General features: G+C 34.0%; 15 protein-coding genes and 1 tRNA gene. 12 read left to right on the top strand and 4 right to left on the bottom strand.

What is annotated here, in order from left to right; all coding sequences use genetic code 11:
• The first annotated feature begins 59 nt into the window (after window positions 1-59).
• From ACKI44_RS06565 to hisB, 4 genes are all read left to right on the top strand, one after another.
• Window positions 60-1,622: an oligosaccharide flippase family protein gene (locus tag ACKI44_RS06565; protein WP_407422727.1), complete on the top strand. Its 1,563-nt coding sequence runs from the start codon at window positions 60-62 to the stop codon at window positions 1,620-1,622.
• A gap of 65 nt (window positions 1,623-1,687) precedes the next feature.
• Entirely contained in the window at window positions 1,688-2,380 is a 693-nt protein-coding gene (locus tag ACKI44_RS06560) for a TOBE domain-containing protein (protein ID WP_407422725.1), read from the top strand.
• A gap of 15 nt (window positions 2,381-2,395) precedes the next feature.
• Complete coding sequence (locus ACKI44_RS06555) at window positions 2,396-2,596, top strand: 4Fe-4S binding protein (RefSeq protein ID WP_303737564.1); 201 nt, start codon at window positions 2,396-2,398, stop codon at window positions 2,594-2,596.
• A gap of 40 nt (window positions 2,597-2,636) precedes the next feature.
• A complete protein-coding gene (hisB, locus tag ACKI44_RS06550) occupies window positions 2,637-3,215 on the top strand; it encodes an imidazoleglycerol-phosphate dehydratase HisB (RefSeq protein ID WP_407422722.1) in 579 nt (192 codons plus the stop codon).
• A gap of 83 nt (window positions 3,216-3,298) precedes the next feature.
• Here the strand turns inward: hisB and ACKI44_RS06545 are convergent, their stop codons facing one another.
• Complete coding sequence (locus ACKI44_RS06545; protein WP_407422720.1) at window positions 3,299-4,129, bottom strand: F420-dependent methylenetetrahydromethanopterin dehydrogenase; 831 nt, start codon at window positions 4,127-4,129, stop codon at window positions 3,299-3,301.
• A gap of 253 nt (window positions 4,130-4,382) precedes the next feature.
• A tRNA-Val gene (locus tag ACKI44_RS06540) sits at window positions 4,383-4,454 on the bottom strand.
• A 103-nt stretch (window positions 4,455-4,557) separates the two neighbouring features.
• Here ACKI44_RS06540 and ilvE point away from each other — a divergent pair.
• Window positions 4,558-5,481 (top strand): branched-chain-amino-acid transaminase, encoded by a 924-nt coding sequence (gene ilvE, locus ACKI44_RS06535; RefSeq protein WP_407422718.1) that lies wholly within the window; start codon window positions 4,558-4,560, stop codon window positions 5,479-5,481.
• A 10-nt stretch (window positions 5,482-5,491) separates the two neighbouring features.
• Window positions 5,492-6,325, top strand: a complete 834-nt coding sequence (uppP, locus tag ACKI44_RS06530) for an undecaprenyl-diphosphatase UppP (protein ID WP_407422716.1) — start codon at window positions 5,492-5,494, stop codon at window positions 6,323-6,325.
• A 22-nt stretch (window positions 6,326-6,347) separates the two neighbouring features.
• Here uppP and cobT read toward each other — a convergent pair whose 3' ends face one another.
• Both cobT and ACKI44_RS06520 read right to left on the bottom strand, forming a co-directional pair.
• Window positions 6,348-7,421: a nicotinate mononucleotide-dependent phosphoribosyltransferase CobT gene (cobT, locus tag ACKI44_RS06525; protein WP_407422714.1), complete on the bottom strand. Its 1,074-nt coding sequence runs from the start codon at window positions 7,419-7,421 to the stop codon at window positions 6,348-6,350.
• Window positions 7,418-7,915: a hypothetical protein gene (locus tag ACKI44_RS06520; RefSeq protein WP_407422712.1), complete on the bottom strand. Its 498-nt coding sequence runs from the start codon at window positions 7,913-7,915 to the stop codon at window positions 7,418-7,420. Before ACKI44_RS06520 ends, cobT begins: the two co-directional genes overlap by 4 nt.
• A gap of 97 nt (window positions 7,916-8,012) precedes the next feature.
• Between ACKI44_RS06520 and ACKI44_RS06515 the strand changes: the two genes are divergently transcribed.
• The 6 genes from ACKI44_RS06515 to ACKI44_RS06490 all read left to right on the top strand — a co-directional run.
• Window positions 8,013-9,602: a bifunctional N(6)-L-threonylcarbamoyladenine synthase/serine/threonine protein kinase gene (locus ACKI44_RS06515; RefSeq protein ID WP_407422710.1), complete on the top strand. Its 1,590-nt coding sequence runs from the start codon at window positions 8,013-8,015 to the stop codon at window positions 9,600-9,602.
• 42 nt (window positions 9,603-9,644) lie between these two features.
• Window positions 9,645-10,196 (top strand): XTP/dITP diphosphatase, encoded by a 552-nt coding sequence (locus tag ACKI44_RS06510; protein WP_407422708.1) that lies wholly within the window; start codon window positions 9,645-9,647, stop codon window positions 10,194-10,196.
• A 25-nt stretch (window positions 10,197-10,221) separates the two neighbouring features.
• Window positions 10,222-10,620, top strand: a complete 399-nt coding sequence (locus tag ACKI44_RS06505) for a 30S ribosomal protein S15 (protein WP_407422706.1) — start codon at window positions 10,222-10,224, stop codon at window positions 10,618-10,620.
• On the top strand, window positions 10,610-11,941 hold the full coding sequence (locus tag ACKI44_RS06500) for a DHHA1 domain-containing protein (protein WP_407422704.1): 1,332 nt from the start codon (window positions 10,610-10,612) through the stop codon (window positions 11,939-11,941). The genes ACKI44_RS06505 and ACKI44_RS06500 overlap by 11 nt, the downstream gene beginning before the upstream one ends.
• A 1-nt stretch (window position 11,942) precedes the next feature.
• Entirely contained in the window at window positions 11,943-13,130 is a 1,188-nt protein-coding gene (locus ACKI44_RS06495) for an aconitase X (protein WP_407422702.1), read from the top strand.
• 480 nt (window positions 13,131-13,610) lie between these two features.
• The coding region (locus ACKI44_RS06490; protein ID WP_407422700.1) for a hypothetical protein at window positions 13,611-25,461 on the top strand (11,851 nt) is incomplete at its 3' end.

Genomic DNA, 25,461 nt, shown 5'->3' with positions numbered 1-25,461 from the left:
TACATTTATATATTATATTAAATTTAAAGTAATAATAACTAATTTTTTTAGGTTATATCATGGCAAGTAAGTTAATTAGGGGTAGTTTAATAATTTTTGCAGGTAATATAATATTCCGTATTGGCGGATATGTTTACCGTTTTTTAATGGCTATGCTTCTAGGACCTACTATGTATGGTGTTTTAGGACTTACCTTGCCGTTTCAGGGAATTTTTCAAACTCTTGCAGCAGGAGGTTTGCCTCCGGCAATTGCAAAATATGTTGCTGAATACAATGCTGTTGATGAGTATGATATGGCCCGACAGACCATTTACACGGCTTTAAAAATAATGGTATTTTTAGGTTTGTTTTTAGGAATTTTAATGATTTTTGTCGTGGCCCCATGGTTGGCTTATAGTTATTTACATAAGCCTCTTGCTTTAGTTCCGCTGCAGATTGTTGGACTTATCACTCCTTTCAGTGTAGTTTTAGGAGCATTTAGGGGAGCATTCCAGGGTGTTTATAAAATGGAGTATATTTTGTATACCCGTGCTATTGAACAGCTTTTCATGATTTTATTTGCAACCGCCTTTGTTTTAATTGGTTTGTCCACTGTCGGTGCGCTATGGGGTACCGTTATAGGTTATTCACTGGCTGCTTTTTCTGCGGTTTATATTTTTAAAGTTTACATGCCTAAATATATTCCTGAACCTAGTCCAGATTTTGTCTTTACAACAAAACAACAATTAAAACTTGCCGGAACATTAGTTAAATTTTCTATTCCCGTCATTATAACCGCTATTGCTGAAATGCTTATTTATAATATTTGTACTATTATTATGGGTAAATTTTTAACATTGGATGCTGTTGGATTTTTTGCAGCGGCAGATCCTATTGCCCGTTTACCTTTAATGATTTCAATTTCCGTTGCAACAACGATTTTGCCTGCTTCTTCTGAAGCTTTTAAAGTTAAAGACATTCCTACATTGCAGAGATATGTTAACGAGTCATATAAATATTCATTACTCTTTGTTATACCGATGTGTGTTGGACTTGCATTGTTTGCAGCTCCTACATTAAGGGTATTGTATTTCGCTAAACCGGAATATGTTGCAGGGGCTTCTGCATTAGCTATTTTGGCTATTGGTATGACATTCTATTCAATATTTTCCATTTCAACCAGTATTGTTCAGGGTATTGGTAATCCACGTATTCCAATGTACATTTTAATTTTCGGTTCCATTACAACAGGTCTTTTGTGCTGGCTTTTAGTTCCTAACATGGGAATTGCGGGGGGTGCTCTTGGTACTACAATCGGTTGTCTGTTGATGATGATTCCTGTAGTTTATTTTGTATTTAAATTAACTAAGGCAAAATTCCAGCTATTGCCCCTTATTAAAATTACAGTAGCATCATTAATCATGGGTATTGTTGCATATTTCATTCCTAAAACTGCTTTATGGTTATTCCCGGGTATCATTGCCTGTATGATTGTCTATTTCTTTGCATTGATTTTAGTCAAATTTTTCACAAAAGAGGATATCGCATCCCTTAGGGAGTTATCTTCAAAATTCGGTCCCGTTTCAACTATTGCTAATAAACTTCTTAATTTTGTTGAAAGATTGGAATTTAGAAATAAATAATAGTAAATCTTATTTTATATAAAAAACAAAACATTTCATGTTATATATCTTTGGAGGATTATAATATGACTGATGTAAGAGCGGGTGTTGAATATAAGATTAATGTGGATGGTAATTCTTTCCTGCTGGACAGCAAAAAATATCAGCTACTTGAATCTATTTTAGATACCGGTTCCTTAACGGAATCTGCTAAATTGGTTAAAATTTCTTATAGGACAGCACTTAACTATATCGACAAAATAGAATCAAACTTGCAAGTTAAAATTGTAAGCACTTCTAAAGGAGGTAAAGGTGGTGGTGGGGGCACTACTTTAACCGAAGAAGGATATTCTATTTTAAAAGAATGTAAAAAAATTAATGCAATTATGGAACTTCATAAGGATGTTAATGAAATTGAAGCTGAAGTTTTAGCCATTGATGAGTCAAAAGGGGTAATGACTGTTAGAATGAGTAGTTTCGATGTTAACATTCCTTTAAATAAGAACTACGTTGTTGGAGATAAGGTTTTGGCATTAATCAGTTATGATAATATCTTTTTGATGCTTGAACCGCAAAAGTCCAGTATCCGTAATATAATTAAGGGTACTATTGTCGAAATGAGACTCAATAATGAGATTATTCGCGTTAATGTGGACGTTGAAGGAGTAAATATCTATTCCGATATTACTGTGTCTGCTGAAAAAGAATTGAATCTCACTATTGGTAAAGAGATATATATTGGATTTAAAGCGATGTCTGTGGCTACTTTGAAGTTATAATTTGTCGGTGAGTTCATGTTACAAATTGATGTTGATGAGTCTAAGTGTATCGGCTGCGGTAAATGTTATGAGATTTGCCCCAAAGCAGCTAAAATTTGGAAAATTACTAACGTTGCACGTATATTGGATTTAAGATATTGTCATGTTTGTACACTATGTGCAATGGAATGCCCTACAGATTGCATTAAAATCATAAGGGACGGTCCAAAGGACTGAATGCTTTAAGGAAAAATTAATTATTTGGAAGGTTATTGTCATGAGTCGAATGGCTAATGTTGAAAGGAAAACATCCGAGACAGATATAAAAATTAAAATGAATCTTGACGGGGTTGGAAAATATAATATTTCAACCGGAATAAATTTCTTTAATCATATGTTGGAATCATTTTCAAAACACAGTATGGTTGATTTAGATGTGGTAGCTATAGGGGATATTGACATCGATGATCATCATACAATTGAAGATGTTGGAATTTTACTTGGCGAAGCTTTCAGTGAAGCTATCGGTGAAAAAGTAGGTATTAAAAGAATGGCTCATGCAATCGTGCCTATGGACGAATCTGTTGCTACCGTTGCAATAGATATAAGTGGACGAAGCTATTGTAACATGAACTTAAACTTCAAAAATGAAAAAATCGGAGACATGACTGCAGATATTGTAGTTCATTTCTTTGAATCATTTGCATCCTCAGCCAAATTGAACATTTACGGTGAAGTTCAGGGTGTAAATGACCACCATAAATGTGAAGCTATTTTTAAGGCATTTGCAAAAGCTCTAAAAGATGCTGTAAAAATAGAACATGACCAAATACCATCAACAAAAGGAGTTTTATAAATCAATGGAAATTTTCCATTATTTATTCTTATTTTTAGTAAGTTTTTAAAAAAAAGTTAAAAAATAAGTAGAAATGAATCTACTTATTCTGGTTTTGAGATTAAATCAGTTTTACGACCTGGGTTTCCTTCTTTCATGTGAGGAGTTCTTAAAACAGTGTCGTTTGATTTTTCTAATTCTCTTGCTTCTTGTGCTAATTTAGCAGCAGCTGCAGCGATTTCGTGAGCAGCAGCAACTAAAGGAATGAAGTTTTCGAATCCTTTGGTCATGAAACAACCTTTCATGTCTAAGTTTGCGACAGATCCAGCCATTTCGTATGCTGCAATAGCTTTAGCTTTTGCGTATGGGTTAGCGAATTCAGCTGCTTCAACAGCTTTTTCAGCAGTAATAATGAGTTTTGGTAATTCGATAGCTTCTCCAGCATCAGCAGCAGCGATTACACCGTCGATAGTTTTTTGTACTAATCTTAATGCTCCGGTTTCTGCTAATACTTTTAAGATATCTGCGTTGAAAATAGCCATTTCAGTTGGGTCTAACCATTCTCTTTTTGCACCAATCATTGGGTCAGACATTACGATAATGTAACCGAGACCTTGTTCGTCCATTTCGTCTTTCTTACCTTTACCTGGTGCGTCACCAATGATAATAGCAGGGAGATCTTTTTCAGATAAGAGTTCTCTTGCTTTTGCAGGACCTGGTGCACCTGGGTTTGGTGAAATGAAGATTGCGAAATCAGGTTCAAATTGGTCTATTTTAGGAACAACGTCTTCTACTTGTTCTGGGTTCATTTTTGCTCCAGATCCAAATACTCTAACATCAATATTTGGTCTGTCTGCTCTTTCGTCTAACAACAAATCGATAACTGGTGAAGTACCAATGTTACCACTTTTTATAATAGCAATTTTAACTACCATATTAAATATCTCCTATATTTGTAATAATAAATATGGTTAGAAAATTATTTAAATCTTATTATTTAATCATGCTATATGATATAAAAGTATTTTTACAATATATTAAACATTGTTTAAAAATATTTATTAATTTTATATTAATCAATATTAATCTAGAAAAAATTTATAATTTATTTACTTTTGATTAAACTAAATTTCATACAAATTTAAAAAATTTTGTTAAAAATTATAAGTAAAATAATAAAAAAAGTAGTGGTTCCGACGAGACTCGAACTCGTGATCCCCTCCTTGTAAGGGAGGTATCATACCACTAGACCACGGAACCAACAAATTATATTATGGTTTTGATAATATATAAGTGTTTCGTTGAAAAATTATAAATAAAAATAAATCTAATATAATTATTTAGAAAAAAAGATGTGATAAATATGGCTTGGGATGATACAGCAAGTAAAGTATGGATGGACGGAGAATTAGTTGATTGGAAAGATGCAAAAATTCACTCACTTTCTCACGTAGTCCACTATGGAACAAGTGTTTTTGAAGGTATACGTGCATATAGCAATGAAAATGGTGTTGCAGTATTTCGTTTAAAAGAACATGTAAGAAGATTATTTGATTCTGCGAAAATATACAAAATACCAATTCCATATACTGAAGAAGAAATTGCAGAAGCGATAAAAGAAACTGTAAGGGAAAACGGTTTGACTTCCTGTTACATACGCCCTATTGTATTTAGAGGCTATGGTGAATTAGGTGTAAATCCTTTAAACTGTCCTGTTAATGTAGTTATAGCTGCATGGGAATGGGGATCATACCTTGGAGAAGAAGGAATGGAAAACGGTGTTAATATAGGTGTTTCATCCTGGAGAAAACCTGCTCCGGACACTTTTCCTGCTATGGCAAAATGTGGAGCTAACTATATGAACTCCCAATTGGCTAAACTCGAAGCTATTGAACATGGTTATGATGAAGCTATCATGCTTGATTATACAGGTTATGTTTCTGAAGGTAGTGGAGAAAACATATTTTTAGTAGAAGATGGTGTTTTACACACTCCATCACTTGGATCTTCAAACTTAAAAGGAATTACTCGTGATTCAATTATTAAAGTAGCTGGAGATTTAGGATTTGAAGTTATTGAAGAAACAATTACTCGTGAAAGATTATATTTAGCTGATGAAGTATTTTTCACCGGAACTGCTGCTGAAGTAACTCCAATCAGATCAATTGATGGTAAAACCATAGGAATTGGAAAAAGAGGTCCGGTTGCTGAGAAAATACAATCCACATTCTTTGACATTGTTGAAGGTAAAATCGAAGACAAATACGGTTGGTTAGATTATATCTAAGGTGTAGAAAATGGATATTCTTCAGGGAATTATCATCGGTATTGTTCAGGGATTAACTGAATTTTTACCGGTCAGTAGTTCTGCACACTTAATATTTATCCAGAATATTTTGGGTGTTGAAAGTTCTCTTGCTTTCGATACTTTTCTTCATTTGGGATCTCTGCTTGCAGTCTTAATCTTTTTCCGTGCAGATATTTATAAAATGATACGTGCATGGCTGTTAAGTGTTGGAGACTTATTGCAACATAGATTCAAGGAAGGATTTTATGCAGATCCATATAAAAGACTTGCATGGTATGTAATTTTAGCTACAATTCCGGTAGGTCTTGCCGGAGTATTCTTTGAAAGTCAGGTGGACGCATTATTTGCAGGCGCATTGTATGTTCCGGGATTCTTTTTATTTGTAACTGGTACAATATTATACCTCTCACAAAGAATGGCTTCAGGACAAATTGACATGTCCCATATGGGATGGTTCCAGTCATTATTCATGGGATTAGGTCAGGCCTGCGCAATCATGCCTGGGTTATCCCGTTCAGGAACAACCATTGCAGCAGGTTTAGTAATGGGTCTTGACAAGGAATTTGCAGCAAAATTCAGTTTCATATTATCAATACCGGCTATTTTCGGTGCATTTGTACTGCAGCTAAAAGACATCGGATTATCAATGAGTGGAGATGGTGCTGCCATTATTCTAGGATTTATTGCAGCATTCGTTTCAGGTTATATGGCTATTAAATGGCTGCTTGATTTAATCCAAAATAAAAGTTTGGATATATTCTCTTACTACTGTTGGATAGTTGGTATAGTAGTATTTATGGGTTCAATTGCCCATATATTTTAAAAATAATAAAATGTAGTTATTATTAACTACATGTTCTTTCTATTTTTTTTCTTAACTTTTCTAAAGGAATGCCACGGGCCAATGCAGTAAACATTGCTCCTCCGGCACCTGCTCCTTCTTTTACAAAACCGTCAAGATAATTTTTCAATCCGTCATGGTCTGAATCTTCAAATTTAGGGTCAACGGAGTGAAGTGTTATGTCATCGTCAATCTGCTTTAAAAGACCTATCAAATCAGCAGTTTCATCGCCTACAACATAGACGGTCGTTGCAAGATTTATTGTTGAAAAGTCAAAATTTGGTTTAATTGATTTTATAACAGCGCATGCTGCAGCCATCTGTGTTCCTCCGGCCAATATGAGAGGAATTTGGCCGTCAACGCCTAAAACAAATCCTGTTATGGCTGCTAATGTAGGGTCTCCAACAGCACCGATAGCCTGTAAGCCATCGATATTGTCTGTTTCAGGGTTTAAACCTGCATTTTCAAGTCCTTCATCGACTATTTTAGTTTTCATGTCATGAGGATTGTGAGGCATGCTTCCGCTGACTTTTTCATTTGCATCATAGCCCAATGCTCTTAAAACTCCTAATGCGGTGGTTGTACCTGCAGCAATACTTTCCCCAATAATCAGCATCGGGTGGCGTCTTGCAAGTTCAGCACCTAATTCACGAGCATTTTCATAAATTTCCAATGGGTTTAAAACACCTTTTCCGGTTCTTATGTCTCTTCCATAATCTTTTCCGAGGTGCATACATTCAATGTGAGGTTTGATTTTACAACCTGCATCTGCAATAATAAATGGGATATCAGCTATTTCAAGGGATGCTTTTGTAAGCATTGCCGGTGTCGGGGCCGCTGCCTTTCCGACAACAGTCTGTGGAATTTCTTCCATACACTCAACATGACCTAAAACCATTAATTCGGAATCTGCTGCAGGGGTGTATTCAGTCAGTTCTGCTGATGCGCCTGCACCTGATAAACCAGGTATTAATGAGGTTTCTGTTGTTCCTATTGTACAAATAAATACCGGATCAATTACTTCAGCCAAATACTCCATCAATTCTGTAGATCCGTAAGTTGTAATTCCTTCTATCATAATTTTTCCTCAATTTTTTCTAATAATTCTATAACTCTTTTGTTTTGATTGATAATTTTTTGATTCTGTAAAAATATTCTGTTCAGATAATCGGATGTTGTTTTATCAGGTTTTCTGTTGAATGTTTTGCCGTCCCTTGCTCTTGGAGGGATACTGTCAAGCAGTTCATTTCTGGTAGGAGCTTCTTTCGGCCTAGCCGGAATCATTCCTTTGCTTTTCCCGTCTTCAAATGACATCTCGGTGATGTAATTATGTGATACTTCTTTTTTACCTTTCTCTTCTAAAAGCTCCATTAAACGATTATCAACAGCCTCTTCGCCAACAAGCATCTCCTGTTCAACTTCATGATACAATCTCTTTTGAATGTTGTATGCATCATAAATGGGAATGCCTCTTTTTTGAGTTTCTTCCTTAAAGGCATCATTAATGTGAATATCTCCAGTTAACTTATTTACTCTTTTTTCCTCTACAGTATTAGTGTTATAAAATCCCATGTATTGAATTATGTTTTCATTAATTAAATAATTTTTACATCAAAATTTGATATCTTTAAATATCTATTAAACCTTAAATTATTATGAGTTGATTTAATTGATATGTTTGGGAATTGAAGGAACTGCAGAAAAAACAGGTGTGGGTATTGTTGACGGTGATGGAAATATTTTGGCTATGGAAGGCTGCCAGTTATATCCTGAAAAAGGCGGAATTCATCCAAGAATTGCTGCTGAACACCATGCAGAATGGATTCCTAAACTTATTCCTCAAGCTATTGAAAATGCGGGAATAAACTACTCTGATTTAGATTTAATCTCATTTTCACAGGGTCCTGGACTGGGTCCCGCATTAAGAATTGTTGCAACGTCTGCACGTTCACTTGCATTATCACTTAAAAAACCTATTATTGGTGTAAATCATTGTATTGGACACGTTGAGGTAGGCAAACTGGATACTGGTGCTTTAAATCCCGTGTCATTATATGTAAGTGGAGGTAACAGTCAGGTTATTGCATATGAAAGCGGCCGTTATAGGATTTTTGGTGAAACTTTAGACATTGCTATTGGAAACTGTCTTGATCAGTTCGGTCGTGAAACCGGTTTGGGTCATCCTGGAGGTCCTGTTATTGAAAAGCTGGCCAAAAAAGGAAATTACATTGATCTTCCTTATGTCGTAAAGGGAATGGACTTTTCATTTTCAGGATTGCTCTCTGCAGCACTAAGGGCGCACCAAAAAGGTGTTGATATTGAAGATGTCTGTTTTTCACTTCAGGAAACCGCTTTTGCAATGCTTGTTGAGGTAACTGAGCGTGCATTATCACATACCCAAAAGGATGAGGTAATGCTCTGCGGCGGAGTGTCTGCCAATTCAAGATTAAGAGAAATGCTTAAGACGATGTCTGAAGAGCATGGTGCAAAGTTCTACATGCCTGAAATGAAGCTGTGCGGTGATAATGGGGTCATGATTGCCTGGTTAGGGTTACTCATGTGCAAGGAATTCGGACCGATGGATTTATCAGACACGGGTATTATTCAGCGCTTTAGAACTGATGAAGTTGATATTCCATGGATTGACAATTCCAAAAGCTATTTGAAATTACCGGATGATTTGATAGCAAAAGGTGCCGAGTCCAATATTATAAAAAGTTCATACATGGGCGAAAATGCAGTCATAAAGGCAAGAATTCCTAAAAACTATAGAATTCCAGAAATCGATTCAAAAATCAGAAAATCCAGATGCAAGCTTGAGGCAAAATTGCTCAGTGACGCTAAAAGGGCAGGTGTTAGAACTCCTATTCTTTATGATGTTGATTTAAATGAAAAATCAATATTGATGGAAGAAATTGATGGGGTAATGCTTAAAGAGGTCATTAATGAGGAGTTATCATTTGAAGTTGGCCAGAAAATTGCCAAACTCCATTCAGCCGACATCATTCACGGCGATATAACGTCATCAAATATAATGCTTCAAGATGATGATTTGGTATTTTTAGACTTTGGTTTGGGAAGATATTCTGACTTGGATGAGGACAAGGCAGTTGATTTGCTTGTTTTAAAGAAATCTCTTCAAAGCATTGATTATGAAAAGGCAATTGCTTATTTTGACAGTGTTTTAAAAGGATATGACAATCCTAAAATATTGGATAAAATTAATGAGATACAACATCGCGGAAGGTATACTCATTAATCATAGATAATTATATAAAAAATTTAATTCAAATCTATTTTTATGATAACATTTATAACTGGTAACGAACATAAAGTTATAGAAGCAGAGAATATTTTCAAAGTTCATGGTATTGAACTTGAGCATATTGACTTAGGCTACATGGAACCTCAGGGAACTCTTGAGGAAGTGGCTATGTTTGGTGCAAAATATGCTAGCCGTGAGCTAAATAGACCTGTGATTGTTGAAGATGCTGGTTTATTCATTAGAGCTTTAAATGATTTTCCAGGAACATATTCACATTATGTTCAAGATACGTTAGGTAATCAGGGAATTTTAAAGTTATTAAATAATGTTCCTGACCGTTATGCCGAATTCAGGTCAGTTATTGGGTACTGCGCCCCCAATTCTGAGCCCAAGACTTTTTTAGGCAAGGTCGAAGGAGAGATATCAGTTGAAGAAAAAGGAGATTTAGGGTTTGCTTTTGATCCTATATTTTATGTGCCTAGTGAGCATAAGACCTTTGGTGAATTGACAACTGAAGAAAAGAACCAATTTTCACATAGAAAAAATTCATTAAAAAAATTTATAGAGTGGTATACTACTCAAGATTAATTTATAATATAATTAGGTGTTATTTATGGCAAGACCAGAATGGGTAACTTATAGTAACGAAGAAATTGAAGAAATGATTTTAAAATTTAACAGAGAAGGTAAAAGTACTTCCGAAATCGGTATTATCTTAAGAGACCAATACGGAATTCCTAAAGTTAAAGATGTAACCGGTGAAAGAATCACTGAAATCTTAAAAAGAAATGATCAGGCTGGTGAATACCCAGAAGATTTAATGAACTTAATCAGAAGAGCAGTTAACATCAGAGATCACTTAGAAGAAAATCCTAAAGATTTACACTCTAAAAGAGGATTAACTATCATTGAATCAAGAATCAGAAAATTAGCTTCCTACTACGTAAGTGAAGGACAATTACCAGAAGGTTGGAGATATAATCCACAAACAGCAGCACTCCTTGTTAAATAGGGCTAGTGAAGCTAGTAACATGCTCAAAGAGCATATTGAAAATGATGAAATTATTCGTATAATTTCACATAATGATGCTGATGGAATATCAGCAGCAGCTGTAGTAGCGAATGCTTTAAAAGAAGAGAACGCTCAATTTCACACTACTATAGTGCCTAGATTAAAGGAAGATGTAATAAATCAGCTCAGACATGAGCAACATGATTTATTCATTTTTTCAGATATGGGAAGTTCCTTTGTAAGCGAATTGAATACTTTTAAAAGTGATGTTATTATAGCTGACCACCATCAAGTGGATGGAACTGAAGCAGACAGTAATTTGGTTCATGTAAATCCACATTTATTTGGAATTGATGGTAGTAAAGATTTATCTGGAGCAGGTTCTGCATATTTATGTGTTCGTGATTTGGATAAAAAGCATTTGGCTTATTTTGCACTTGTAGGTGCTTTTGGTGACATGCAAGGCCAAGATGGATTCAATGGTGTTAACAAATTAATTTTGGAAGATGCAAAAGAGACTAACCTTGAAATTAATGAAGATTTAAAAATAGTTTCAAAAGCATCAGAACCATTGTTCAAATCTCTTGCTTATACATTCACACCACCATTGCCTGGAATTAGTGGAGACCCGGAAGGCGCTACCGCATTTTTAGAAAAGATTGGTTTATCCTATGGTATTAAATTCACTGATTTGGCTGATGAGGAAAAAGACGTTTTAACAGCAGAATTAATAAAAATAAATCCTGATATTTATGGGGACTGTTATTTGATTCCAAAAGAAATTCCAATGCTTCGGGATTTGGAGGAATATGCATATATCTTAGATGCATGCGGTAAGAACAAGAAATTTGGTTTAGGTTTAAGCATCTCTTTAGGTGAAAGGGAAAAGGCATTGTCAACTGCAACTGAATTGCAGCGTAAATACCGTGATCAAATTGTAAAAGGTCTAGAATGGGTTAAAAGAGAAGGCGCTGTTCAATTAAACTCATCACAATATTTATATAGTGAAGATAAGGTTTTAAAGTCTGTAATGGGTACTATTGCAAGTATCGGACTTTCAGTTGAATTAATTGACTCATCAAAACCTGTGCTAGGACTGTCAAGACTTCACAATGACATTAAAATATCCGGTAGAACTACTAGGGATATGGTTGAACGTGGTGTTGACCTCGGAAAAGCTTTGCGCGACAGTTCAAATAATTTCGGCGGTACTGGTGGAGGTCACGATATTGCGGCCGGAGCTATGATACCTTATGAAAGTAAGGATAATTTCCTTCATATATTTGATGAAATGATTGAATATCAATTAAAAAATGATTAATATGTTTTTAACAAAAAAAGAAGAACAGATGTGTGATGGTGAATTTGGTGAAACCATCCGTAAAAGTATGGATATTTTAGTTGCTTTAGGAGATATCTACGGTGCTTCTAAACTCGTTGATATTACTTCTGCTCAGGTATCTGGAGTTTCATACAAAACTATTGGTCAGGCAGGTTTGGAGTATCTTGAAGATTTGGCCAGTGAAGAATTTGAATATTCAGGCATTAACGCTTCACTCAATCCTCCGGGAACTGATTTGGATAACTGGGAAGCTCTAGGATTTCCAAAGGAATTCTCAATTAAGCAGAATCAGATTGTAGACGCTTATGGAAAACTTGGAATTTCCAAAACATGTACCTGTACACCATATCTTGTAGGTAATGTTCCTAGATTCAGAGATCATGTATCATGGTCTGAATCATCTGCAGTAGCTTATGTTAATTCGGTAATTGGAGCCAGAACTAATCGTGAAGGTGGTCCTGCAGCTCTTGCAGCAGCTATTGTTGGAAAAACTCCTCTTTATGGATTCCACTTGGATGAAAACAGAAAAGCCAACTTAATAGTCAATGTCAATACTGAATTATCCGGTGCGGATTGGGGAGCATTAGGTTATATAGTTGGAAAAACCGTTGGTGGTGGAGTACCTTACTTCAATGTTAAAAACACTCCTACCAATAATGACTTAAAGACTTTAGGTGCAGCTCTTGCATCATCCGGTTCTGTAGCATTATATCATATGGAAAATGTTACTCCTGAATGGAGCACAACAGATAAGGATGAAGTCGAAGATTACATGTTTGTATCTGATAAGGATATATTAGAAACCCGTCAGAAACTAACTACAACCGATCGTGTTCCGGATTTAATCTGTTTGGGTTGTCCTCATGCTTCACTTGAAGAAATCAAGAATGTTGCCATGATTGTAGAAGGTAAAACAATTAAAAACAAATTATGGATTTGTACATCCGTTTCTGTTAAGGCAACTGCCGATAGAATGGGTTATACTCAAATCATTGAATCTGCAGGTGGAAATGTTGTTTGTGACACCTGTATGGTTGTTGCTCCTATAGAAGATATGGGCTTTGAAGTAATCGGTGTCAACTCAGCTAAAGCTGCAAATTATGTTCCTTCAATGTGCGGACTTGATGTAGTTTATGATGATGTGGAAAATCTTATCAATTTTGAATGATAATTATATTTTCTACAATAGATTTTTTCTTATTCTATTAAGAAAATTTTAATCGCATAAATTTTTATTTTTTTTGATATTTTTTTCTTATTTTTTTATATTTATTATTTAATATTTTTTTTAGTGAAAAAGTATTACTTTTATTGTTATTTTTCTTATTTAACCTTTTATTTTTAATTTTAAATTTTAACAGTTTGATTTTGTTTACAAGTATATTGTATAATTTATGTTTTATTTATGCGCATTATCATTTTTTTAATCATTTTTTATTTTTTATATATTATTTCATTAATGTTGTTTAGTCAATAAATATTTTCCAATGTTTTGTTTAGCTTATCACAATATTTTCTGAAATGATTTTAATTGACCTTATTTTTTAAAAAGAAAAACATTTATATTTATTTAACATAAATTAACAACAGTATAATTGTTTTTTATTTAATGGGCATATTATACAATAGAACTAAAAGGTATTAGCATATGAATAAAAATAGAGTAATCATTATCATTTGCTTGTTCCTGGTGTTCATGTCTACAATATCATTTGCATGTGCAGTCGATGATGTTGAAAGTCCACCGATTTCAACATCTGTTGTGGATGATTCACCAAGTTTGCAAGCATCGGATACGCAAAATGAGATTTTGACAGAAAGTTCAGATTCATTTACGCAATTGAATTCTTTAGTCCAGAGCAATGATTCTGTCAAATTGGATAAGAATTATACGTACTCTGATAGTGATGTTGCATTTAAGAATGGTATTAATATTAATAAGAGTATTATCATTGATGGAAATGGATATGCTATTGATGGTGCGAATATCGCATCAATATTCAATATTACAAATAATGCTCATGTGATTTTGAAAAATATTGTATTTAAGAATGCTCGTGGTATTAATGGTTCGGCTATTACTTTAACCTCCAGTGAAAGTGTTGAAATTATTGGATCAACATTTATTAACAATTCCGCTTCTTTGAATGGTGGTGCAATATATATTGCTGCTGCTGATACTTCAGCTATAACCTCAACTTCAAGTATTAGTGGTTCAACCTTTATTAATAACAGTGCTATAGATGGGGGAGCTATTTATATAAATGCTAATTTAATTAACATTTCATCATCTACTTTTAATTTCAACAATGCTTCACTTGATGGTGGTGCGGTTTATGTCGATGGTGACTTTGTTAATCTAATAGATTCTACTTTTACCAATAACACTGCTGGTGATGATGGTGGTGCTTTAAATTGGAAAGGTAATAATGGTATTATTGATAATATAACATGTATAAACAATAAAGGTATAAGTGCTGATAAGTCTGCTAATGATACTTCAAGTACTCGTGGTGGAACTTTATGTCTTACAAGTTCTAATGTAATTCTATCTAATTCTTCATTTACCTACTCATCTGCTTATATGGATGAAGGTAAAGATTCATCAAAGGTAGATGGTGGTGCACTATTTGTTACTGGTAATGATGTAACTATAACTAATACTAAGTTTAATTACTGTACTGCTATAAATGGTGGTGGTGCATTATACATAATTGGTAATGATACACAAATTAATAACTGTGCCTTTGATAATTGTAATGCTTCTGATGGTTCTGCATTATATGTTGAGGGAATAGGGTGTAAATTATATAATACTTCTTTTGAAAACAATATTGCCGGTGATGATGGTGGAGCAATTTACTGGCAGGGTAGTAATGGTATAATCAATAACATTACATGTATAAACAATAAGGGAATAAGTGCAAATAAGTCTGATAACGATACTTCAAGTACTCGTGGTGGGACAATCTGTCTTACAGGTTCAAATGTAACAATTTCCGAATCAACCTTCTCATTAGGTCAAGCTTATATGGATGATGGAAAAGACTCTTCTAAAGTTGATGGTGGAGCCTTATTCATTACAGGTGATGATGTAAGAGTAATAGACTGTGAATTTGACAGGTGTACTGCTATTAACAATGGTGGTTCAATATATATTATTGGTAATGATGTAAATATTTTAAACTGTATTTTTGATAATTCCACTGCTTTAAATGGTGCTGCAATTTATGTTGCAGGTTCAAATGCAAATATTAATGCTTCTAAATTTAAAACAAACAAAGCTTCTCAAAGCGGCGGATCAATTTTCGTGGAAGGTAATGGAGCATCAATTATCAATTCAACTATTGACAACACTCGAGCCATTATTGGTGGTGCCATATATATCTCAGGAAACAGTACTTTTGTAGACGGCTGTTCATTTAATCAAAATACAGGTTCTGATGATGCAGGTACCGGAGGTTCCGGTGGAGCGATATATGTCGATGGTGATTCTGCAACCATTATAAACTCTGACTTTGCATATGGAATTGCTGTAAATTATGGTGGTGCTATATCCGTATGGGGTAAAAATGCTAATATTACATCAAACACTTTTGAAAATTGTTCTGCCACATCACTGAATGGTGGTGCAATTTATGTGGAAGGTATTAATGCCACCATATCTCTTTCAAACTTCACTAACAACAAGGTAAATACTAAAAACTTTGCCCATGGTGGTGCTATCGATATTGAAGGTAGCGACTCAAAGGTTTTGAACTGTAACTTTGAAAAAAGTGAAGCTTATGTTGGCGGTTTTATATATTTAAGTGGTTCAAATTGTATCATTGACGCTTCTTCTTTTAAAGAAGGTACAGCAGTTAATGGTGGTTCAATTTATGTATCTGGTGTTAATGCAAGTATTTCAGGATCTGATTTCTCAAGTATAATTTCTGAAATGTATGGTGGAGCTATTTACGTTGAAGGAGATTATGCCAATATTTCAGAAAACACATTTGAAGAGTGTAGTGTAAAGACCTACCATGGCGGAGCTATTTATATTGCCGGTGAACATACAAATGTTGAAAAATCAAACTTCACTTTATGTACCGGTCAAAGCAATGTTGCACGTGGTGGAGCTATTGATGTTGAAGGACATTATACAGTCATTAAAGATTCTAATTTCAACCAGTGCAGTGCTATAGATGGTGGAGACATTTATGTATTTGGTAATTATGTAAGAATTGAGAATTCTGCATTTGATTTGAATACTGCCCGTAGCGGTGGTGCAATTTACCTTTATGGTTGGGGTGCTGTAATAGATAAGGCCAATATCACAGACTGTAATGCCTCACGTAGCGGTGGTGCTATTTATGTTGCAGGTGGAGGTACCCACATTTTAGAAAGCAATATTGAAGATTGTTTGGCTAAAGGCAGTGATTCAAGCAATGGTGGGGGCGCAATTTATGTGGAAGGTCCGGATACCCATATAGCCACATCTAACTTCAATAACAATAAGGTTACTAATAATAATCTTCGCGGTGGAACAATTTACATTAAAGGTGCAAGGACATTCATTGAAGAGTCAAATTTCAATAACAGTTTTTCAGGTCAGGGAGGAATAATCTATATTGAAGGTGAAGAGACTATTATTAATTCATCCACATTTGCTAACAGTTCATCATTAAATCATGGTGGGGCCATATACGTTAATGGGCATAATGCTACAATTGAATGGTCTGTTTTTGAAAATATTTATTCTAAAAATCATGGTGGAGCCATATTTGTGGATGGTGAAAGTACGGATATCTTATACTCCAGATTTGATAATTGTACTGTAAGCGGAAATCTGGTTGGTGGTGCAATTTATATTGATGATATTGAAACCACTGTAGCTTATTCTAATTTCACTAATTCAAAAGCTTCTGTTGCTGGTGCAATTTATATTAAGGGTGAGAACACAACTATTTCTTACTGTAATTTAGAAAATAATACTGCAGGTTCCGCAGGTGCAATTAAGGTTAATGGTGACGATACAATTATTTCTAACTGTAATTTAACAAATAATATTGCAACTTCAACTGATGGTGGTGCATTAGATATTGAGGGTGATAATGCGGGAGTATATTATTCCTGGTTTGACAATAATGATGCAAAAGCTAATGGTGGAGCTATTAATTGGGTTGGTGGTCATGGTAATGATTCTATTATAGGATGTACATTCACTAAAAATAACTGTAATGGATCTATGAAAGGTGGTGGGGCTATTTTTTGGTCCGTAGGTGATGTTATATCTTCAGGAGGTTTGATTGAAGATTGTATATTTATCAACAATACTGCATCTGCAAGACATGGGGGAGCTATTGACTGGTTCCGTGCATTAGATAGTGTAATTAATAACTGTTTATTCATTAATAATCATGCTTCAAGTGATGGAGGTGCTCTATATACTGGTGACCAAGGAGGTAACAGCCATAATTTAACCATATCCAACTGCCAATTCTACAACAACTCCGCTGTAAAACATGGTGGCGCAATTGCAAATCAAATGAGTGATTCATGGGTTTATAACAATACATTTGACGGAAATACTGCTGGTTTTAGTGGTGGATCAATTTTGATGAAAGAAGGTCCTGCAGTAAACTCTGTAATCGACCACTGTTACATATATAATTCATTTTGTAACCAAACCGGTGATAAATATGGTAATGGTGGAGGTGCAATTCATATTGCAGATAAAAACATTACTATTTCAAATTGTGCTATAATAAACTCAACTGTAAACATAACTCGAGGTGGAGCTATTTTATCCCAGGGTGCAGATTGTTCACTGATTAATGTCACAATTCAAAATGTTGAAACCATAAGTGGAAATGGTGGTGCTATATACTGGGAAGGAAACAATGGATATCTAAACAACGTCACGATATTCAATTCATCATCCAATGCCAATTATAATACTGATGCTAATGGTGGTGCTATTTATTTATCCGGTACATATTGTAATTTAAATAATATAAGTATAACTACATCATCTTCAAATGCTGGAAATAGCTTGAAATCTGCAAATGGTGGTGCCATTTATATATTAAATACTAACAATGTTAACAACAATATTTTAACTAATGTCATCATTGATGATTCAAAATCCACATCAGATAACTTTAATTCCAAAGGCGGTGCTATTTATTGGGGTGGAAAAGCCGGTACTTTAATTAATGCAACTATTTCAAATACCCTTTCCAATGGTGAAGGCGGTGCTATTTATTGGTCTGGAAGTTCCCCTAAAGTTGAAAACATATCCATTAAATATTCTCAAACTAAAGTCGAAAATTCAACAAATGATGCTAGCGGTGGAGCAATTTACTCAACATCCATATCTGAGTTGACTAATGTATATATCGTGGATTCATTGGCTTCAACTACTAATGGAAATATTTATGGTGGTGCTATTTACTTTAATGGTAACACTATGAACAACGTCACTGTTATAGGATCTCGTGCTACAACAGATAGTGGAACTTCTTATGGTGGAGCTGTTTATTGGAAAAAAGGCTCTACTTCTAATGCTTATATTTACAATTCTTCATTTAATGAAAATAATGCTGATTTGGGCGGTTCAAATTACTTTAATGGTATAACGGCTCGTGTATATAATACTTCATTTATAGGCAATGTTGCTAATTTTGATGGTGGTGCCATGTACAATGTCGGCGGAGATGCTTTATTGTACAATGCTACATTTGAACGTAACAGCGCTAAACGTGGTGGTGCCATATTTGCACAGAATGTTCAGATTAAAATTTATGATTCCTCATTTAGAGACAATACTGCTGAAAATCAGGGAGGAGCCATTTATCGTAATACTAAAAGTGGATCAAGTGAAATCATAAACACTGACTTGGTTAACAATACTGCATTTCAGGGTTCTGCAATTTTCACTCTTTCATTCTTCACTTTAAAAGATGTTATCCTTCTTGATAATCAGGCAAATTCTAACAAATTTATAAATAAGATTGTTGGTGTAGATGAAGAAGGAAATAACTATACTAGTGCAGTATTTGTTGGATTTGATAACTTATTAAATGGAATATGGTGTGAAAGCGATTCGATTGCTATTGCATGCACCAATGTAATTTATTGGAGTGAAAACGGTATTGATGTGTGTAATTCCAAGCCTAAAAAAAGTGATCGTGAGGCAGGTCAGAACGTCACTGTAGAGATGTATGACCATAATGGGGAATTTATAAACAGCTCACGTTTAGTAACTGACAGTTCCGGTGCAGTAAAATATGTATTTAATGCCAAAAATGATGAAGTTTACTATTTTGCATATATACATGAATCTGATAGATATTACACTTATTTAAGAGATACCTTGTCAAACATTACTATTGTTAAAATTTATGTGAATGACTTTTATTATGGAAACAGTACAACCGTTTCTATTTCCTTAACTGACGGTGCATGGGGAAGTTTGTCCGGTAATGTTACAGTAACATTTAATGATACGGGCCATACAAATTTCACAGTTGAAGTTATCAACGGTACTTATGTGGGAAATCACACATTCGATTTGCCTGTTGGTCTTTATAATGCAACCGCTAAATATGAAGGTAATATAACCACGCTGGGCGATACTGACTCTAACTTGTTTAGAGTAATGTCAGTAGATGATTTAGAAATTTCAAAATCCGTTAATACTACTGCAGATACTCTCAATGTTTCTGAAATAATAGAATATGTAATAAATGTAACGAATCACGGCCCTACTAGGGATACTGGTGTAAATGTAACTGAAATTTTAAGTCCATATCTTTTATTGCTGGATAATAAAACATCTAAAGGAGATTATGATGGTACTACTTGGCATATTGGAGATTTGGATGTTAATGAAACCGTAACATTAACGATTACTGCTCAAATAATTCATGGGGGACCTATAACTAATACTGTTTGGGTAATTGGTGACGGATTCGATACAAACATGTCAAATAATATCGCTTCCGCACACAGCTTCACAGCTATACCTATTGTTGATTTGAGCATTGTTAAAAAGATTAATATTACAGATACGGTAAATGTAACAGACACTATTGAATATACCATTACAATATTCAATGATGGTCCATCAGATGCTACTGGTGTTGTTGTTGGTGAAGTTTTAGACTATCGTCTTAAAATGATTTCTAATAATCCTAGTGTAGGCAGTTATAGTAATGGAACCTGGAATGTGGGTAGATTGGATAAAGGTGCTAATGCAACATTAACAATCATTGCTGAAGTAATATACTCAGGTAATATTACTAATGCGGTTAATGTAACAAGCTATGAAAACGATACAAATCTTTCCAATAATTATTATAATATCACTACTCTTGCAAAAGCTTATGTGGATTTACAAATCACTAAAAAGGTGAATCAATCCGTTGTCAACGTTACTGATATGATTGAGTTTACAATATCTGTTTACAATGATGGTCCTGCTAATGCTAGTGGTGTATATGCAAGTGAAATTTTAGGCTCAAATCTTAAACTTATATCAAGTAATGTAACCATTGGACGATTTGATGGTGCTACTTGGGTTATTGGCACTTTAAACAAGGGTGAAGTTCATAACTTAACGATTGTTGCTCAAGTCACCTCTGAAGGAGATATTTTAAATGTTGTTAATATTACCGGGGCAGATATTGATACAGACCTAACTAACAACAAAGATAATGTTAGCGTTACTGTATTGCCTATAGTTGATTTGGAAATTTCAAAAGATGTCAATGTATCCGGTTATGTCAATGTCACGGATAAAATCAAATTTACTATTACTGTTAAAAACAATGGTCCTTGTGATGCTAGTGGTGTTAATGTAACTGAGGTTTTAAGCCCACATCTTAAATTAACTTCAAATACTACTGATGTAGGTTATTATGATGGTAAGATTTGGCATATTGGTGATTTGGCCAGTTATTCCTCTGTTGTTTTAACTCTTGTTTGTGAAGTTATTTCTAACGGCACCATTGCCAACGTGGTCAGTGTAACTTCTTATGAAAACGATACTAACAAATTAAACAATAACGATACTATAGATAATATTACTGCATTGCCTATTGTCGATGTAATGATTAATAAAACTGTAAATATAACTTCTGGAACTTTAAATCTTTATGATTATCTGGAATTCAATATTACTATATATAATGCTGGGCCATGTAATGCTACTGGTGTATATGTGAGTGAAATTTTACATCCTTCCCTTAAAGTGCTTTCCGCTCATGCTACTAAAGGTGTTTATGACAATTCTTCAACTTGGAGTGGCATTGGTAAGTTAAACGTTGGAGAATCTGCTACATTGACTATTGTTGCTCAAGTGATGTATTCAGGTCTCATTACCAATGAAGTAACTGTATATAGTTATGAAAAGGACACTAACCTTTCTAATAATAAGGATAATATTTCAAGAATTAATGTAACAACAAATGTTGATTTGGAGATTTTCAAAACTTCCAATGTTTCAGGATTTGTCAATGTTAGTGATATAATCGAATTCAATATCACCGTTCATGAAAAGCTCAGAAGCCCTGCCAGTGGAGTGTATGTTTCCGAGGTTTTAAGCCCTCATCTCAAATTGATTTCCGCTAATGCCACTAAAGGTGATTATGACGGATCCACTACATGGAACGTTGGTTATTTGAATGGCGGTGAATCTGCTACATTGACTATTGTCGCCCAGGTTATTTCAAACGGCACAATTTCAAATGTTGTTGTTGTATATGGATACGATAACGATACTGACATGTCCAACAATAACGATTCCATTGAAAATATTACTGCTCTTCCAATCGTTGATTTACAAATCACCAAAAAGGTTGATACCGAAAGCAAATTTGTAAATGTTTCTGATATTATCCAGTTTACTGTTGATGTTTTCAATAATGGACCTAGTGATGCTACCAATGTCACTGTTAGTGAAGTTATAAGCCCTCATCTTAAAGTATTGAAAGTTTTAAACTCTACAGGATATTATAATGTAACTAGTGGTGTTTGGTATATTGGTAATTTGGTTAACCAGTCATCTGCACAGTTAATTATTCAAGCTCAAGTTATTTCAAATGGTACTATTTCAAATGTTGTTGTTGTAACTAGTAATGAGAATGACACCAACAAATCAAATAATAAAGATAGTATTGCCAATATCACTGCTTTACCTATTGTTGATTTAGAAATTAGTAAAACAGTCAGTGCAAGTACAGTCAATGTCACTGATAGAATTGAATTTACAATCACAGTTAAAAATAATGGTCCATGCAATGCTACAGGCGTTAATGTAAGTGAAATTTTAAATAAATCTTTCAAATTAATTAATAATATTACTAATGACGGATATTATAATGTCACTGAAGGCATTTGGTATATTGGTAATTTGAAAAATAATTCTACTGCTGTTTTAACTCTTGTTTGTAATGTTACTTTACAAGGTACAATTTCAAATTACGTGGAAGTAAACAGCTATGAAAACGATACTAATATTTATAATAATTGGGATGAAAAAACAATCACTGCTTTGCCGATTGTTGATTTAAGTATTAATAAATCTAGTAATGTTACTCATGGTGAAGTTAACATTTCTGATTTAATTGAATTTACAGTCACTATTTATAATGCCGGTCCTTGTAATGCTACTGGCGTATATGTGAGTGAAATTTTACATCCTTCTCTTAGATTGGGTTCTGCCAAAGCTACTAAAGGGGTGTATGATAATTCTTCAACTTGGTATGGTATTGATATTTTAAACGTTGGCGAATCCGCAACTTTAACTATTCTTGCTAGAGCAGTCTATTCAACACCAATTTCAAATGAGGTTATTGTATACAGTGCTGAAACCGACACTAATTTAACAAATAATCATGATAACATTTCATACATTTATGTATCTACTGATGTTGATTTGGAGATTTCTAAATCTGTCAATGTATCCGGATTTGTTAATGTCACTGATAAAATAGAGTTCAATATTACTGTTCACAATAAACATACAAACAATGCAAGTGGAGTGTATGTTTCCGAGGTTTTAAGCCCTCATCTCAAATTGATTTCTGCTAATGCTACGAAAGGTAGTTATGACGGATCCACTACATGGAATATTGGTTATTTGAATGGCGGTGAATCTGCTACATTGACTATTGTCGCCCAGGTTATTTCAAACGGCACTATTTCAAACGTTGTTGTTGTATATGGATACGATAACGATACTGACATGTCCAACAATAACGATTCCATAAAAAATATTACTGCTCTTCCAATCGTTGATTTACAAATCACTAAAGATGTGGATGTTGAGGGCAAATATGTAAATGTATCTGATGAAATTCAATTTACCATTGCTGTTAAGAACAATGGTCCTTGTGATGCAACAAACGTCACTGTTAATGAGGTGTTAAGTCCTCTTCTTAACATGACTTCATATTCCACTTGGATAGGTGACTATAATGTAACTACTGGGGTTTGGTATATAGGTTATTTACCTAGCCAATATACAGTATTTTTAGTTATTAAAGCTCAAGTTATTTCAAATGGTACAATTACTAACACAGTCAATGTAACATCAAATGAAAATGATACGGATAAATCAAACAATAATGATACAATTGATAACATTACAGCTTTACCTATTGTTGATTTAGCTATTACTAAAGTATCTAATACTACAGGTCCTGTTAACGTGACTGATTTAATTGAATTCACAATCACTGTCACGAACAAGGGTCCTTCTAACGCTACTCAGGTCATAGTTAATGAAACTTTAGATCCTGCTTTGAAATTGATTTCATTTAATGCTAGCAAAGGTACTACTTATGATGGAAATATTTGGACAATTGGTAATTTATCTGTTGGAGATACAAAAACATTAAATATCACTGCTATAGTTGACTACTCTGGTATTATTAAAAATGAAGTTGTTGTAACAAGTTTTGAAAATGATACAGATTTATCAAACAATAAGGCGAGTATTTCTGAAATAGTTTCATATGCAATTGTGGATTTAGTTATTACCAAAGAATCTAATGTTTCAGGTGCAGTTAATGTAACGGATTATGTTGAATTTACTATAAACGTCACGAACAATGGTCCGTCTAATGCTAGTGGAGTATATGTTTTAGAAAGTTTGGATTCTCACTTGGCTATGATCTCTTATAATCTAACTAGAGGCACGTATGATAATTATACTTGGATTATTGGCTATTTAAACTGCAATGAAACTGTCACATTGACTATTGTTGCTCAAGTTATTTCAAACGGTACTATTGCTAATGTAGTTACCGTAAACAGTTTTGATAATGATACTAATAAATCTAATAATAATGATTCTATAGATAATATTACTGCTTTGCCGATTGTTGATTTGGAAATTACTAAATATGTTGATGTGGAAAGCAAATTTGTAAACGTTTCTGATATAATTCAATTCACTATTACTGTTAGAAACAATGGTCCTAGTGATGCTACAAATGTGACTGTGTCTGAGGTTTTAAGTCCTTATCTTAATATGACTGATTATCTTATTTATGGCGGTAATTATAATGTGACTAGTGGAGTTTGTTACATAGGTAATTTGGCTAATCAGTCTTCTGCTCAGTTAATTATTCAGGCACAGGTTATTTCAAATGGTACCATTTCAAACGTTGTTGTTGTAACTAGTAATGAGAATGATACCAATAAATCAAATAATAATGCTTCTATTGATAATATTACAGCTTTACCTGTTGTTGATTTGGAAATTACGAAGGTATCTAATATCACGAAAGGTGTTGTTAATGTAACTGATTTCGTTGAGTACACAATTACTGTTGTTAATCATGGTCCATCTAATGCTACTAATGTTAATGTAACTGAAGTTTTGAGTTCCAGTCTTAAATTAATTAAATATGATTTAAATGTAGGTTATTTCAATTATACTGGTGGTTATTGGTATATTGGAAACTTGACTGTTAATTCAACTGCTGTTTTGACTATTAAAGTTCAGACTACTGTTAACGGTACTATTGATAATGTTGTTGTTGTAAGTTCATTTGAAAATGATACTAATCCGTATAACAATTGGGCAGAATCTCTTATTGAAGCGAAACCTATTGTTGATTTAAGTATCAATAAATCATCAAATGTCACTGGTGAAATTAATATTACTGATAAGGTTGAGTTTACGGTTGTGGTTCATAATGCTGGTCCGTCTAATGCGACTGGTGTATATGTAAGTGAGATTTTAAGTCCTTATCTTACTCTTATTTCGTATAATGCTACTGTTGGTAGTTATGATGGATTTACTTGGAAGATTGATGATTTGGCTAACGGTTCATCTGCTAAATTAGTTATTGTTGCCCAGGTCTTTTATTCAGGTTTGATTGAAAATGTGGTTGTTGTGAATAGCTTTGAAACTGATACTAATGAATCTAATAATAAGGATGATATTCCTCCTATTAATGCGACCGCACATGCTGATTTAGAAATTACCAAAAAATCCAATGTCA

This window comes from Methanobrevibacter sp. (assembly GCF_045646205.1).
Classification (GTDB): domain Archaea; phylum Methanobacteriota; class Methanobacteria; order Methanobacteriales; family Methanobacteriaceae; genus Methanocatella.
The sequence above is the reverse complement of the archived record's forward strand: the minus strand, read 5'-3'. Positions and strand labels throughout refer to the sequence as shown.